This window comes from Streptomyces sp. NPDC059248 (assembly GCF_042753905.1).
Classification (GTDB): Bacteria; Actinomycetota; Actinomycetes; order Streptomycetales; family Streptomycetaceae; genus Streptomyces.
In genome coordinates this window covers 49,901-62,902 of sequence record NZ_JBHYZV010000018.1, presented here as the reverse complement: position 1 = coordinate 62,902, position 13,002 = coordinate 49,901, and the positions used below count along the sequence as shown (strand labels likewise).

Here is a 13,002-nt window from a genome sequence, read left to right as displayed (position 1 = left end):
GGGGGGGTGCCCCCCCCCCACACGGCCCCTTTGTCCCCAACCTCCCCCCCCCCGCCCCCCCCCGCCCCCACCCGGGCCCCCGGGCCCGCCCCCCCCCCGCCGGGGGCCCGGGCACCCGTCCCGGGCCCGCCGCTCCCGTGGCCGTAGGGCCGCGGGAGCGGCGGCCTTGGACTCTTCCGGCTCAGGCCACCGGCAGTGCCGTCCCGCAGCGCGAGCAGAACCGCGCGCCGATGCCGTCCGCGGGCCGGTCGCAACCGGGACAGATCAGCCCGAGCAGACACGCCGCCTCCCCGCCCTCCTCCCGGGGCGCGACCCCGCCCGCCGCCGGGCGGATCCCGAGACCCGGCCTGCGCCGGTGCGCGGTCAGATAGGTGAGCCCCTCCGCCCCGGCGGACAGCGCGCGCCGCTCCCCCCGGGGCAGCCAGGCCACACAGCCGGGCTCCAGCGCCTGCGCCCCCGTGCCGGTCTCCAGTTCACCGGCCCCGCCGAGCACGCACAGCAGGACGTCCAGATCGGCTTCGACATGGCTGTCGATACGGCTGCCCGGCAACACCCTGACGACATTGGCGTCCAGTTGCCGGCCGGACTCCGCGAGCCGCCACACCGCGCCGCCCCGGTCTTCGGGCACGGCCCGCGGGTCGGTGGGGCGGGTGAGTACTCCGGCCGTGGGGGACGCCGTGGGGGGCGGGGCCATCGAAACCTCCTGGACAGATGTCACGGGCCGCGCGGGCGCGGGGCGCACCCGCTCGGGTGGACAGCCTGACCCGGTTCCCGACACGGCCGCAACACGGCGCCCCCGCACCGGAACGATCATCTATTTTCCTTTTGTGATGATCAACGTACGTATGGCGGTAACGTTGGCCGTGGCGGGCACCCTCCTGGTGGGCTGCGCCGGGGAGTCCGGGGCACCGGCCGGGACCGCCGCCGCCCCGGCCCGTGAGGCGGCGGGCGCGACCCCCGCTCCCGCCGTGCCGGGACTGGCGCCGGGGCCCGGCGGTTCCGCCCCGGTCTTCTCGCGGTCCGCCGTCCCCGCCGACCGGGCGGAGAAGACCGTCGCCCTCACCTTCGACGCGGATATGACCGCCGACCAGGGGCCGCGCGCGGCCCGCGGCGAACGCTTCGACAACCCCGGTCTCGTCGACGCGCTGCGGACGCTCGACGTCCCGGCCACAATCTTCATGACGGGCCGCTGGGCGGAGGAGTACCCCGACCAGGCGCGGGCGATCGGCACGGATCCCCGGTTCGAGGTGGCGAACCACTCCTACAGCCACCACGCCTTCAAGTCCCCCTGCTACGGGCTCCCGGCCCTGGCGGCGAAGGACATGAGGGCGGATGTGGACCGGGCCTTCGCCGCGTTCCGCGCGGCGGGCGCGCGGAACGTCGTCCCGTACTTCCGCTTCCCCGGCGGCTGCCACGACGACACGGCGCTGCGCGCGATCGGCCCGACCGGGGTGACGGCGGTGCAGTGGGACGTCGTCGGCGGCGACGCCTTCGCGACGGACGCGGACGCGGTCGCCGAGCAGGTACTGGCGGGGGTGAGGCCAGGATCGGTGGTGGTGCTGCACTGCACCCTCAGCGCCGCGCCGACAACGGAGGCGGCGATCAGGAAGGTCGTACCGGAGCTGAGGCGCCGGGGCTACCGGATGGTGAAGGTCTCGGAGCTGATGCGCCCCGCGCGCTGAGACGCGCCGGGACGCCCCGGCCCGGGCCGGGGCGGGGCGGGACCGGCCCAGGACCCGGGAGCCGGGACCCGGACAGGACCGGGCGGCGATACGGACCGGCGCGGTCAGCCCGAGCAGGCCGCGCGCTGCGCCTCCTGCCACTCGCACACCGGGCAGAGCGTGACGCCCCTGGTCGACTCCGGGTACTCGGTGGGCTCCCGGCACAGCACGCACTCCGCGAACGGCGGCCCCGCGGCCGCCGGCTCCCGTCCGGCCCGACCGTCGCTCTCGCAGTACGGCGAAGTGTCCATGTCACCAGGATACGGCGGTCCGCCGGGCCGGCCGGGGACGATCCGACGACCGCCCCGCGGCCGTACGCACGGATACAACAGGTGTACGGGTACGGGTGTCAGCTGCCGGACTTCTGCGGCACCAGCTCACTCGGGCGGACGATGACGAAACCCTCGCCCGAGAGCACGAGCTGGACCGCCTCGCCGGAACCGCCGCGGATCATGGAGCCGACGGACTGGGAGCGGTGCAGGGACGTCTCCAGGTGCGCGCTCCAGCCGACGACCGCGTCGGTGTCGACGTACACCGGCTGCTGGGCGGAGACCGGGATGACGACCGGGTGGCCCTCGCACATCAGGGCCAGCTTGCCGTGGCCGGTGAAAACGCTGTTGAAGAGGCCGCCACCGGTCATACCGGCGCCCTTCACCGTCTTGATCTCGTACGAGAGGGTGGCGTCGAAACAGAGCACGTTGCGGCCGTTGATGGTGAGCGCGTCACCGTGCTCCAGCTCGACGATGAAACAGTTCGCGGCCTCGTGGGCGAACCACGCCTCGCCCTGTCCCTTGACCACCATCAGCGGCAGTCCCTCACCGGTCACCGCCCGCTTGAGCATGCCGCCGAGGCCCTGCCCCTTGCGCTCGAACTGGAGATTGCCGCGGTAGGCGATCATCGACCCCTGGCGGGCGTGCATCTCGCCGTTGACGGCGTACTTGACCGATTTGGGGTTCTGCTGGGTCAGCCCCGGCTGAGCCGCGGGCTGAGCCATGTTCTCGGAGGAGAAGAGGTCGCTTTTCATACCGCGCATCCTCACCCGGACGGGCGGTATACGCCAAGAATTTCGACGGTCCGTCCCGGCTGGCAGACTGGACGGGGTGAGCAGCGATTCCACCACCTCCGACTCCGCCCCCTCCTCCCCGTTCCGGCACGAGGAGACCGATCGCGACGAGGCCCGGCAGTTCGTCCTGCCGCTCGTCGCCCGGATCGAGAAGGCCGCGCCTCCCGCCCGTACGGACGCGCTGGAGACGGCCGCCCGCGCGGTCCTGACGATCCTGGCCGACGAGCGGTCCCACGGGGACGGCGCGTGGGCGGGCGCGATGCGGGACTGGCAGGACGCCCGGATCCGCAAGGTGGTCCGCCGGGCACGCGGCGCGGAGTGGCGGCGCGCGGCGGAGCTGCCGGGGATCACCGTGACCGGTACGACGGCGGAGGTCCGGGTCTACCCGCCGGTACCGCTGGACGGCTGGCCCAAGGAACTGGTCAAGCTCCAGGTGTCCGGCACCGAACTGGCCGACCCCGGGCCCCCGGCCCCGCCCGCCGCCGGCGCCCCCGTCCTCTGGCTCGGCCCGGATGTCGCGATGTCCGCGGGCAAGGCGATGGCCCAGGCCGGACACGGCGCCCAGCTCGCCTGGTGGGAGCTGGGCGACGCGGAGCGCAAGGCATGGGCGGCGGACGGCTTCGCCCTCGCGGTCCGTACGGCCTCGCCGGAGCGCTGGGCGTCCCTGGTGTCGTCCGGACTGCCGGTCGTACGGGACGCCGGTTTCACCGAGATCGCCCCGGGCTCCTGCACGGTGGTCGCCGACCATCCGGCGCTGCGCTGACGCCGAACTCTTTCTCCCCAGGACCTGGGGCCCGCCCGGTCGGCACGGTGAAGCGTCACCGCGACGCGGGGTGCGGGGGAACGGACCGATGTCCGCCGAACCGCCTCACAGGGAACCTCAAGTCATGCTCTGAACGTCCCAGTTCCGGGGTTCACGCTCACACGGCGGGGCCATAGTCCTCGGTACACACCCTCACGGGTGGGGCGTACCGTACAGGGACCAGGGGGAGGAAACGATGCGGCACGGCATACTCGGCACCGGCATCGGCTGGCGGCCCGAGATCGCGGAGACGGTGGAGCGCCTGCCGGGCGTCGACTGGGTCGAGGTGGTGGCGGAGAACATCTGCCCGGGCCACCTCCCCGCGTCCGTGGAACGGCTCCGCGCCCGGGGAGTGACCGTCGTCCCGCACGGTGTGTCCCTGGGGCTCGGCGGCGCCGACCGGCCCGACGAACAGCGGCTGAAGGATCTCGCGGAGCGGGCGAAGGCGCTCGGCTCGCCGCTGGTGACCGAGCACATCGCGTTCGTCCGCGCGGGCGGCCCGCTCACCGCTTCGCCCCGGCTCGAGGCCGGGCACCTGCTGCCGGTCCCCCGGACCCGGGACGCCCTGGCCGTGCTCTGCGAGAACGTCCGGATCGCCCAGGACCAGCTCCCGGTGCCCCTGGCGCTGGAGAACATCGCGGCGCTGATCGCCTGGCCGGGCGAGGAGATGACCGAGGGCCGGTTCCTGGCCGAGCTGGTCGAGCGGACCGGGGTCCGGCTGCTGATCGATGTGGCCAATCTCCACACCAACTTCGTCAACCGCGGTGAGGACCCCGCGAAGGCGCTGGCCGAGCTGCCGGTGGAGGCGATCGCGTACGTCCATGTCGCGGGCGGTGTCGAGCGTGACGGGGTCTGGCACGACACCCACGCCCATCCGGTGCCCGAGCCGGTCCTCGATGTACTGCGCGAGCTGACGTCGCGGGTCGCGCCGCCCGGTGTGCTGCTGGAGCGGGACGACGACTTCCCGCCGGAGGCCGAGCTGGCGTCCGAACTGGACGCTATCCGTACGGTGCTGGAGTCGTCGCGCCCGCCCCGCCCCGACCCGGCGGACGTGCCCGGCCCCGTATCCGCATCCGCATCCGTGTCCGGATCCGTGCCGCCGCAGCCCGCGGCGGACGAGGGCGCGCGGGGGCGGCTGGGGATCGCCGAGGCCGCGCTGCTGTCGTCGCTCGTCGCCGGGACCCCGGCGCCCGAGGAGTTCGACCAGCGCAGGCTGCGGGTGCAGAGCCGGGCGCTGGCGGTGAAGCGGTCGCGGGTGGTGGCGAAGATCGCGCCCGAGCTGCCGGAGATCCTCGGCCGGGAGTACCGGAGCGCCTTCCTCACGTACGCCAGGAACCGGCCGATGCGGTCCGGGTACCGGCGCGACGCGATGTCGTTCGCCGAGCATCTGCTGGTCGCGGGCCGTCCCGAGGACGCCGAGGCGCGCGAGCGGCTGACGCGGTGGTGGCAGGAGCGGGCCGGGGTACGTCCCCGGCGACGTACCGACCGGATCTTCCGCGCGGCCCGAGCGGCCCGCGCCGTACTCGTCAGAAGGTGACGCCGTGGAACTGGGCACCGTTTCCGTCCTGGTGAATGTCGTGGTCGGCGTGCTGACGTTGTGGCTCCTCGTGGAGGGGGTGACCACCCACCGCAGGCACCGGCGCGGCCACGGTACGAAGGTCTCGATCGAGGACACGTACGACGCCGCCTTCCTGGGCGGCGGCCCGCTGCGGGCCGTGGACGCCGCACTCGCCTCGATGAGCGCCGACGGCAGGATCCTGATCACCGAGCCCGGCATCGTCACCGTCGAGCGGGCCGAGGCCGTCGACGCGGTGGAGCGCGCGGTCCTGGACGCCGCCGAGAACGTGCCCGACGGCGCGTTGAACACCCTCCGTCACACCGCGGCGCGCTACCCCGCGGTCCAGCGGATCGGCCACGGTCTCGCGGAAAAGGGGCTGATGCTGGCACCGGCTCCGGACCGCCGGCTGATCCACCGGTGGGGTTCGTTCCAGGCTCAGCTGTTCTTCGCGGGCATCCTCGTCTCGATCGCGGTCACCGCGGCCGGCTACCTGGGGGAGTGGAAGGACGTCGACGGCCCGTTCGTCCTCTACACGGGGCCCGGGTTGCTGGTGGGCCTGATCGTGTCCGCCCTGGTGGCGGACAAGGCGAGCGACCGGCTGACCGGCGCCGGGGCGGTGGCGCTCGCCGTCCACCGGAGGAACTTCAAGCACGCGTCGACACCCTCCGGACGGGTCGCCGTCCTGGGGCTCAAAGGCGTCGAGGACACCACGGTACGGAAGTTGATGGCCGCAGCCGCGGGGGTCGCGGTCGTCGGGCTGGTCGCGGTACCGGCCGTCGCCGCCGACCAACAGGCGGCGTCCTGGTGCGGCGCGAACGGCGACGACGGCAAGAGCTGCGGCGGAAGCGTGGACAACCGCGGCGGCGCGAGCTGCGGCGGAGGCGGCAGTGGAGCCGACGGAGGCGGTGACGGCGGCGGTGGTGACGGCGGAGGCTGCGGTGGGTGCGGCGGCTGCGGCTGCGGCTGATGGCACCGTGACCCGATCCGGCCTTCGTGTACCCATCACGTGAACCGGCCCGCCTGAACTGACCTGCGCGGAGGCGGCCCGGAGGGCGATCCCGCCCTCCGGTGGCCCCGCGCACCCGTAGCACCGTACGACCCCGCTCGAACGGCCCCACACCGCCACGCCCCGGCCACCCCACCACCCCCGGGCGCCACCGGCATACCCGGTGACGGCATCACAGCCGACCGAATGAACCTTTTCATCGCATATATCCAGTCAGGAGGTGCCCGTTGTGAGCACCGTGACCGAAGCCCTCCTCATCGACGCGTTCATCCTCACCGCGACGGTGTCGCTGATCGTCGCCGCCTGTGTCGTCCGGCGGCGGGCCACCGATCCGCTGCGGAGCGACCCCGAGCTCTACGAAGTCGCCTTTCTGACCGGTGGTCCGGCCCGGGTCGTGGACACGGCCGTGGCGGAGATGATCGGTGCCGGACAGCTGCGGATCGCCGCCACCGGTTTCGTCACCGCCACGGGGGTCGCCCCGGCCGACCCGATACAGCAGGCCGTCCTCACGGCCCTGCGGAACGCGGAGAGCGGGGCGCTCTCCGAGGTGCGGCGGGAGGTGGCGCTCTCGCCGGTGGTCCAGGAGATCGGTGACCGGCTGGCCCGCGCCGGACTGCTCGTCGGACCCGTCCGGACGCGGCGGAACGTCCGCCGCTGGGCGATCACCCAGATGATCCTGCTCCTGGCGGCGATCCCGGCCGTCGTCCTGAGGACGGTCTTCGGCTACGACGGGGGCATACCGCTGGCGGCCATGGTCGTACCGCTGATCATTCCGAGCGTGCTGGTCACGGCCGTCGTGATGGCCGCGCTCCACCGGCATACGACCACCAAGGGCCGTCAGGCGGTGAACAGTTACATCCGGAACTGCTACCCCTCGCACCACCCCGGCAGCGATGTGGCGCTCGAAGGCCCGCGCAGCGCCTCCGACAACCAGACCCGTGCCGTGCTGCTCGCGGCCGCCGCCGTACCGATCGTCGCGCCCGTGTACTCCGACGGCGGCGTCACGGTCACCGGTGTGTGGTGCGGCAGCTCCGCCGGAGGCGACTCCTCGTACGGCGGGGGCAGCGGCTCCTCCTCCTGCGGAGGCGGAGGCGGAGGCGGCGGGGGCGGGTCGTCCTGCGGAGGCGGCGGGGGTTCGTCGTGCGGCGGAGGGGGTTCGTCGTGCGGGGGCGGCGGGGGCTCCTCCTGCGGGGGCGGGGGCGGCTGCTGACCTCCCCGACCACCTCCCCGTACCGGCGTCATCCCACCTCGCACGGTGCTCCGGCGGGCCCGGACCGGGCCGGCCGGAGTCTTCGGAATCGGTCGACAGGAGACATCCATGGATATCGCCACCCCGGCGGCCATCGCCGCCGCCGTACTCGTCGCCGCCTTCACCGCGGCCCTGCTCATCGCCGCCTCGGTCACCAGCAAGCGGCCCGACCGGGGCCGACGGGCCCCGCTGGACGACCTCTACGAAGCGGCCTTCCTCAGCGGCGGTCCCGGGCGGGTCGCCGACACCGCGATCATCCGGCTCCACACCGACGGGATGATCACCGTCGCCCGACCCGGTGTGATCACCCCGGGCCGCGGCGACAGCACCGTCTCGGGTGAGATCCCGCGTACCGTGCTCGACACCGTCCGGGCCGCCGACAGCGGCGCGCTCGGTGCGCTCCGGAAGGAGATCGCCACCTCCCCCACCGTCCAGCGGCTCGGCGACGACCTCGCCGACCGCGGGCTGTTGATCCGCCCGAGCCCGGCCCGGGACAGGGTGGTCCGCTGGGCCAGGACCCAGCAGCTCATCTTCGCCCTCGGAATCCCGGTCGGCTTCGGTCTCGTCGCCTTCTTCTACGACTCGGCCGCCGCCCTGCCCCTGATCGCCCTCCCCCCGCTGCTCATCATCGGATATCTGCTGGCCAAGCACTCCGGCGTCCGGGCGCGGATGCGGCTGTCCCCGGAGGGGAGCTCCGCGTTGCGGCTGTACCGGGGCCGTCACCACCGAACGGTGAACCCGGTGGTCCTGGTCGCGCTCAAGGGTCCGGCGGTGGTCGAGGACCGTGATGTCAGACGGATCATGATGGGCGCGGCAGGGGTGACGGTATTCACGTCGCCCGGTCCGAGCAGCTACACCGGCTGCAACACCGGTTCGAACACCACCATCGCCTGGTGCGCTTCCGGCTCGGGCGACGGTGGCGGCTGCGGCTCCTCCTCCTGCGGGGGCGGCGGCGGGGGCGGGAGCGGGAGCGGCGGGGGGTGCGGCGGAGGCGGCGGTGGCGGTGGCTGCGGTGGCGGCTGCGGGGGTGGTGTCTGACACCGCGGTGTCCGCGCCCCCCGCCGCCCGAATCCGTCCGTCCACCGCACCCCGGGAGCACTCGTGGTCAGCTTTGTCGTCGGCGCCTACCAGGACGCCCCCTTCGCCGTCCCGGTCGTCCTCACCGTCGCCGCCCTCACCGTGTCGCTGGCGATCGCGTTCGCCGTCACCGGCCGGCTCGGCGTGCGCCGCTACCGGGGCACGGAACGCCGCGTCCGCGACGTCTACGAGGCGGCCTTCCTCAGCGGCGGACCCACCCGCGTCGCGGACACCGCCATCGAAGCCCTGCACAGGAAAGGTGCGATCGCCGTCCGGGGCCCGGGGCTCGTCGAGGTACGGAAGAGGCGGCCGTACGACGCCGTGACGCGGACCGTCGTCGAACTGGCCGAGGAAGACGGGAACTCCGCCCTCGCCGCCCTGCGCGGTGCCGTGGCGGCCTCCCCGAGCGTCCAGGAGATCGGTGACGGCCTCGCCGCCCGGGGCCTGCTGGGCCGGCCGTCCACCGCCCGCCGCGCGGTACACCGATGGGCTTGGATCCAGGGCGGCGTACTGCTGGGATGTCTCCCCGTCTCCTTCGTCCTGACCTTCGTCATCGCGTTCGGGATGGAGAGCATGTCCTTCCCGTTCCTCTTCCTGATGCTGCCCGTCATCGTCCCGGCGGCGATGGTCGCCTTCGGATGCGCCACGACGACCCGCGGCAACGTCTCGCCCGCCGGACGGCGCGCCCTGCGGCGGTACACCCGCCGGCACGGCGACCGCGGGCGGAACCGGGTGGCCCTGGGCGGCCCGGCCCGGGCCGCCTCGGACATCCGGAGTTCGATGATGGCGGCGGCCGCCGTCCCCTTCGCCTCGGTCCCGGCCTTCTCCGGTGACGGTGGCTGCGACGGAAGCGGTGCCACCTGGTGCGGCGGGGGCGGTTCGTCCTGCGGAGGAGGCGGCGGGGGCTCCTCCTGCGGAGGCGGCGGGGGCGGTTCGTCGTGCGGCGGCGGAGGTGGGGGTTCCTCCTGCGGCGGCGGTTCGTCCTGCGGGGGCGGCGGAGGCGGGTCGTCCTGCGGCGGGGGCGGGGGCGCGATCTGAGCCGCGCCCCGGGAGCCCCGTCCTCCCCGACCGCACCGCCCCGGCGAAAACCCCTGGCGGCCCGGGCCCCTCCTCGCGTACAACACGGCAATGCTCCGCATCCTTCTGCTGGTCGCCGCCTGGGCCGTCGCGGGTACCGCCTGCGCGCGGCTGTGCGCCGCCGCCGTGGCCGCCGCCGGTCCGGCGGCCCGCCGCGCCCGCCGTCCGCTCCGCCGCCCCGAACTCACCCTCCACGAGGCCGCCTTCCTCTCCGGCGGCCCCGGCCGGGTCATGGACGTCACCCTGGTCGGCATGCACCGGCGCCGCGCGCTGCTGCTCGCGCACACCGGCTGGGCCACCGTCGTCGACGCCGACACCGACGACGTGCTGGAGCGTTCGGTGATCCGGGCGATAGGGCCCGCGGGCCACCAGGCCCGTACCGACGCCGTCCGCCGGGCCGCCGGATCCGCCGACGCCGTACGGGCCATCGCCGACCGGCTGACCGGCGCCGGACTCGCCGTGCCCGACGCCGCCCGGATCCGTTCGGCCGCCGCGGTACGCGGGGTCCGCGCCGCCGCCGTCGCCGTACCGGCCCTCACGGTGGCCGCCCTGGCGCTGCCGGGCGGTGAAGGACCGGCCGGATCCGCGATCCTGCCGTGGTTCGGCCTGCCGCTGCTGCTCACCCTCAGCGCCCTGCTGATCGGCAGGATCGAGGTGCGGCCGTATCTCGACTGGGCGTCCCCCGAGGGCCGCCTCGCCCTGTCGGGGCCGATCACCGCCCCGGACGACGCCGAACGGGGGCGGCTCACGGCGCTCGCGGTCGGCGGCCCCGACACCCTCGACGATCCCCTGCTCCGCCGGGCTCTCGACGGCGGACGGCAGGGGCGCGCGATCTACCGCACGGCGCATCGGGGGCATTGACCACGACACTCGACAAAGGTGCTTTACAGCTCGACACATACCCCGAAAAATCCCTTGACCGTATGTCATATACCGTCTGCGGAGAGGGATGCGGAACGTGAGGAATCGAGGGGTGGGATACGGGCTGGCGGCCGCCTTGGGGTCGCTGGTCCTGTCGGCACTGACGGTACCGGCCGCGAACGGTACCGCGATCCGGGGACACGACGAGCCGCCGGACCCGGAGATCCGGGGCACCGCGGTCGCCGCCGCCCGGGCCGCCGCCGAGGGCATCGCGTACGGCCCCTGCCCGGACTCCGAGGGGCTGCCGGAGACCGTCTCCTGCGGATCGGTCGAGGTGCCCCTCGACTACGCGGACCCGGACGGCGCGCGGATCGCCCTGACCGTCAGCCGGATCGCGGCGACCGGCGAACCCTCCGAGCACCAGGGCGCGCTGGTCTACAACCCGGGCGGCCCCGGCGCGTCGGGCATGTTCTTCCCGCTCGTCGGCGGGCTGGACGCCTTCCGGCGCATCGCCGGCGCCTACGACCTCGTCGGCTACGCCCCGCGGGGCGTCGGCCGCTCGGCACCGCTGTCCTGCGAGGAGCCGGAGCGGCACATCAAGGCGCCGTCGGCGTCGGAGACGTACCCCTCCCCCGCGTTCAAGCGCGAACGGGTGGCGGAGGCCCGCGCGTACGCCGACGGCTGCGCCCGGCGCTCGGGCGCGAAGCTGCGCCACTACACGTCCCTGAACAACGCCCGCGACCTCGATGTGCTGCGCGCCGCGCTCGGCCAGGAGAAGCTGACGTTCATGGGCGCCTCCTACGGCACGTACTTCGGCGCCCTGTACGCCACGATGTTCCCCTCGCATGTGCGCCGGATGGTGTTCGACTCGGCGGTGCATCCGGCCCGGGAGAAGATCTGGTACCGCAACAACCTCGACCAGTCCTTCGCGTTCGAACGCCGCTGGGCGGACTTCCGGGCCTGGGTCGCCCGTCACGACGGCGTCTTCGGCCTGGGGACGACACCGGGCGCGGTGGCCCGCCGCTACGACGAGGTGAAGGCCCGGCTGGCGGTGGAGCCCGCGGGCGGCAAGGTCGGCCCGGCGCAGCTCCAGTCGGCCTTCCTGGGCGCCGGTTACTACGACGGCTACTGGCCGGTCCTGGCGAAGGCCCTGTCGGCGTATCTGCGGGGCGATGAGAAACCGCTGGTCCGGCAGGCGTCGCCGCGCGAGGCGTGGGCGGCGGAGTCCGAGAACTCCCGTGCCGTCTACACGGCGATCCTCTGCAACGACGCGCCCTGGCCCACCGAGTGGGCGGTCTGGGACCGCGACAACAGCGCCCTGGCCCGTAAGGCACCGTTCGAGACCTGGGACAACGCCTGGATGAATCTGCCGTGCGCGTTCTGGTCGCCGCCCCGGCAGCGGCCGTTGGAGGTGAGGACCCGCTGGGGCGCGCTGCCGCCGGTGCTGATCCTGGCGGCCGAACGGGACGCGGCGACACCGTACGAGGGGCAGAAGGAGCTGGCACGGCGGCTGAAGGGCGCGGTGCTGATCACCGAGGAGGACGCGGGCACGCACGGCGTCGGCGGCGGTTCGAACGACTGCGTGAACGCCTATATGGAGGAGTATCTGCTGCGCGGCGAGGCGCCGGTGCGGCGCGCGTCGTGCGCGCCGCACCCGGAACCCGACCCGGTGTCGCTGGAGCGGGGGATGCCGCAGCCTGGGCTGCCGCGTCCCGCCGTCTGATCTTCCGGGCCACGGAGGCGGGCCCGCGCGGCCTCGCCTCCGGTTTCCCTGCCGGGGGCGACGCGGCCCCCGGACCTCCTCCGCGGAGAATCTTCTCAGAGAGAAGGCGGTCACCGTGACGGCGACCGCCTTCCCGGACGAAAATCGTCAGGCGAGGTCCGCCACCAGGTCCGCCACGGACTTGAGCCGGCCGGTGTAGAACGGGACTTCCTCACGGACGTGCATCCGCGCCTCGGATGCGCGCAGATGGCGCATCAGGTCGACGATCCGGTGCAGCTCGTCGGCCTCGAAGGCGAGCAGCCACTCGTAGTCGCCGAGGGAGAAGGAGGCGACCGTGTTGGCCCGGACGTCGGGGTAGCCGCGGGCCATCTTGCCGTGGTCGGCGAGCATCCGGCGACGGTCCTCGTCGGGGAGCAGATACCAGTCGTACGACCGTACGAACGGGTAGACGCTGACGTACTCGCGGGCCCGCTCGTCGGCCAGGAAAGCGGGGATGTGCGACTTGTTGAACTCCGCGGGGCGGTGCAGCGCCATGTTGGACCACACCGGCTCCAGCGTCCGGCCGAACCGGGTCCGGCGGAAGAGGTTGTACGCGCTCTGCAGCTCGTCCGCGGTCTCCGCGTGCCACCAGATCATCAGATCGGCGTCGGCGCGGAGGCCGGAGAGGTCGTACGTACCGCGGATCGTGACGTCCTCGGACGCGAGCTTGTCGAACAGCTCCTGGACCTCGTCGGCCCAGCCGGAGCGGTCCTCGGGCAGCACGTCGCGCAGCTTGAAGACCGACCACAGCGTGTAGCGGATGACCTCGTTGAGGTCCTTGGCCTTCTTGCCCGCGTTCGGGATCTTTTCTGGCGCACTCATGAGG

At 73.6% G+C, this 13,002-nt stretch carries 13 protein-coding genes; 9 read left to right on the top strand and 4 right to left on the bottom strand.

Features of this window, described 5'->3' with window-relative positions:
• Window positions 1–181: 181 nt before the first annotated feature.
• Window positions 182–694, bottom strand: a complete 513-nt coding sequence (locus ACFXG1_RS10385) for a cupin domain-containing protein (RefSeq protein WP_384724125.1) — start codon at window positions 692–694, stop codon at window positions 182–184.
• 151 nt (window positions 695–845) lie between these two features.
• Between ACFXG1_RS10385 and ACFXG1_RS10380 the strand changes: the two genes are divergently transcribed.
• Window positions 846–1,682: a polysaccharide deacetylase family protein gene (locus ACFXG1_RS10380; protein WP_384742018.1), complete on the top strand. Its 837-nt coding sequence runs from the start codon at window positions 846–848 to the stop codon at window positions 1,680–1,682.
• A 104-nt stretch (window positions 1,683–1,786) separates the two neighbouring features.
• Here the strand turns inward: ACFXG1_RS10380 and ACFXG1_RS10375 are convergent, their stop codons facing one another.
• Both ACFXG1_RS10375 and ACFXG1_RS10370 read right to left on the bottom strand, forming a co-directional pair.
• On the bottom strand, window positions 1,787–1,972 hold the full coding sequence (locus ACFXG1_RS10375; RefSeq protein ID WP_384721753.1) for a hypothetical protein: 186 nt from the start codon (window positions 1,970–1,972) through the stop codon (window positions 1,787–1,789).
• 98 nt (window positions 1,973–2,070) lie between these two features.
• Complete coding sequence (locus tag ACFXG1_RS10370; RefSeq protein ID WP_384721750.1) at window positions 2,071–2,745, bottom strand: AIM24 family protein; 675 nt, start codon at window positions 2,743–2,745, stop codon at window positions 2,071–2,073.
• A 76-nt stretch (window positions 2,746–2,821) separates the two neighbouring features.
• Here ACFXG1_RS10370 and ACFXG1_RS10365 point away from each other — a divergent pair, with 76 nt between their 5' ends.
• The 8 genes from ACFXG1_RS10365 to ACFXG1_RS10330 all read left to right on the top strand — a co-directional run bounded on the left by ACFXG1_RS10365 (window position 2,822) and on the right by ACFXG1_RS10330 (window position 12,137).
• Complete coding sequence (locus tag ACFXG1_RS10365; protein WP_384721747.1) at window positions 2,822–3,547, top strand: peptidyl-tRNA hydrolase; 726 nt, start codon at window positions 2,822–2,824, stop codon at window positions 3,545–3,547.
• A 235-nt stretch (window positions 3,548–3,782) separates the two neighbouring features.
• The gene (locus tag ACFXG1_RS10360) at window positions 3,783–5,123 is read left to right on the top strand and encodes a DUF692 domain-containing protein (RefSeq protein ID WP_384742016.1); all 1,341 of its coding nucleotides are present in this window, start codon (window positions 3,783–3,785) and stop codon (window positions 5,121–5,123) included.
• Between the two features lie 4 nt (window positions 5,124–5,127).
• Window positions 5,128–6,111 carry a TIGR04222 domain-containing membrane protein gene (locus ACFXG1_RS10355; protein ID WP_384717634.1) on the top strand — a complete coding sequence of 328 codons (984 nt, stop codon included), beginning with the start codon at window positions 5,128–5,130 and terminating at the stop codon, window positions 6,109–6,111.
• 268 nt (window positions 6,112–6,379) lie between these two features.
• Window positions 6,380–7,360 (top strand): TIGR04222 domain-containing membrane protein, encoded by a 981-nt coding sequence (locus tag ACFXG1_RS10350; protein WP_384742014.1) that lies wholly within the window; start codon window positions 6,380–6,382, stop codon window positions 7,358–7,360.
• Window positions 7,361–7,468: 108 nt separating this feature from the next.
• Window positions 7,469–8,437, top strand: a complete 969-nt coding sequence (locus ACFXG1_RS10345) for a TIGR04222 domain-containing membrane protein (protein ID WP_384742012.1) — start codon at window positions 7,469–7,471, stop codon at window positions 8,435–8,437.
• A 63-nt stretch (window positions 8,438–8,500) separates the two neighbouring features.
• Window positions 8,501–9,514 (top strand): TIGR04222 domain-containing membrane protein, encoded by a 1,014-nt coding sequence (locus ACFXG1_RS10340; RefSeq protein ID WP_384742011.1) that lies wholly within the window; start codon window positions 8,501–8,503, stop codon window positions 9,512–9,514.
• Between the two features lie 90 nt (window positions 9,515–9,604).
• Window positions 9,605–10,414: a TIGR04222 domain-containing membrane protein gene (locus ACFXG1_RS10335; RefSeq protein WP_384717625.1), complete on the top strand. Its 810-nt coding sequence runs from the start codon at window positions 9,605–9,607 to the stop codon at window positions 10,412–10,414.
• A gap of 97 nt (window positions 10,415–10,511) precedes the next feature.
• Window positions 10,512–12,137, top strand: coding sequence for an alpha/beta hydrolase (locus ACFXG1_RS10330; RefSeq protein ID WP_384742008.1), 1,626 nt, complete (start codon window positions 10,512–10,514; stop codon window positions 12,135–12,137).
• A gap of 147 nt (window positions 12,138–12,284) precedes the next feature.
• On the opposite strand, the gene hemQ is transcribed toward ACFXG1_RS10330, so the two are convergent.
• The gene (gene hemQ / locus ACFXG1_RS10325) at window positions 12,285–12,998 is read right to left on the bottom strand and encodes a hydrogen peroxide-dependent heme synthase (RefSeq protein ID WP_384722928.1); all 714 of its coding nucleotides are present in this window, start codon (window positions 12,996–12,998) and stop codon (window positions 12,285–12,287) included.
• Between the last annotated feature and the right edge of the window lie 4 nt (window positions 12,999–13,002).

Coding starts and splice junctions, on each gene's coding strand:
- ACFXG1_RS10385 (WP_384724125.1), bottom strand. CDS start 694: ATGGCCCCGCCCCCCACGGCGTCCCCCACGGCCGGAGTACTCACCCGC.
- ACFXG1_RS10380 (WP_384742018.1), top strand. CDS start 846: ATGGCGGTAACGTTGGCCGTGGCGGGCACCCTCCTGGTGGGCTGCGCC.
- ACFXG1_RS10375 (WP_384721753.1), bottom strand. CDS start 1,972: ATGGACACTTCGCCGTACTGCGAGAGCGACGGTCGGGCCGGACGGGAG.
- ACFXG1_RS10370 (WP_384721750.1), bottom strand. CDS start 2,745: ATGAAAAGCGACCTCTTCTCCTCCGAGAACATGGCTCAGCCCGCGGCT.
- ACFXG1_RS10360 (WP_384742016.1), top strand. CDS start 3,783: ATGCGGCACGGCATACTCGGCACCGGCATCGGCTGGCGGCCCGAGATC.
- ACFXG1_RS10345 (WP_384742012.1), top strand. CDS start 7,469: ATGGATATCGCCACCCCGGCGGCCATCGCCGCCGCCGTACTCGTCGCC.
- ACFXG1_RS10335 (WP_384717625.1), top strand. CDS start 9,605: ATGCTCCGCATCCTTCTGCTGGTCGCCGCCTGGGCCGTCGCGGGTACC.
- hemQ (WP_384722928.1), bottom strand. CDS start 12,998: ATGAGTGCGCCAGAAAAGATCCCGAACGCGGGCAAGAAGGCCAAGGAC.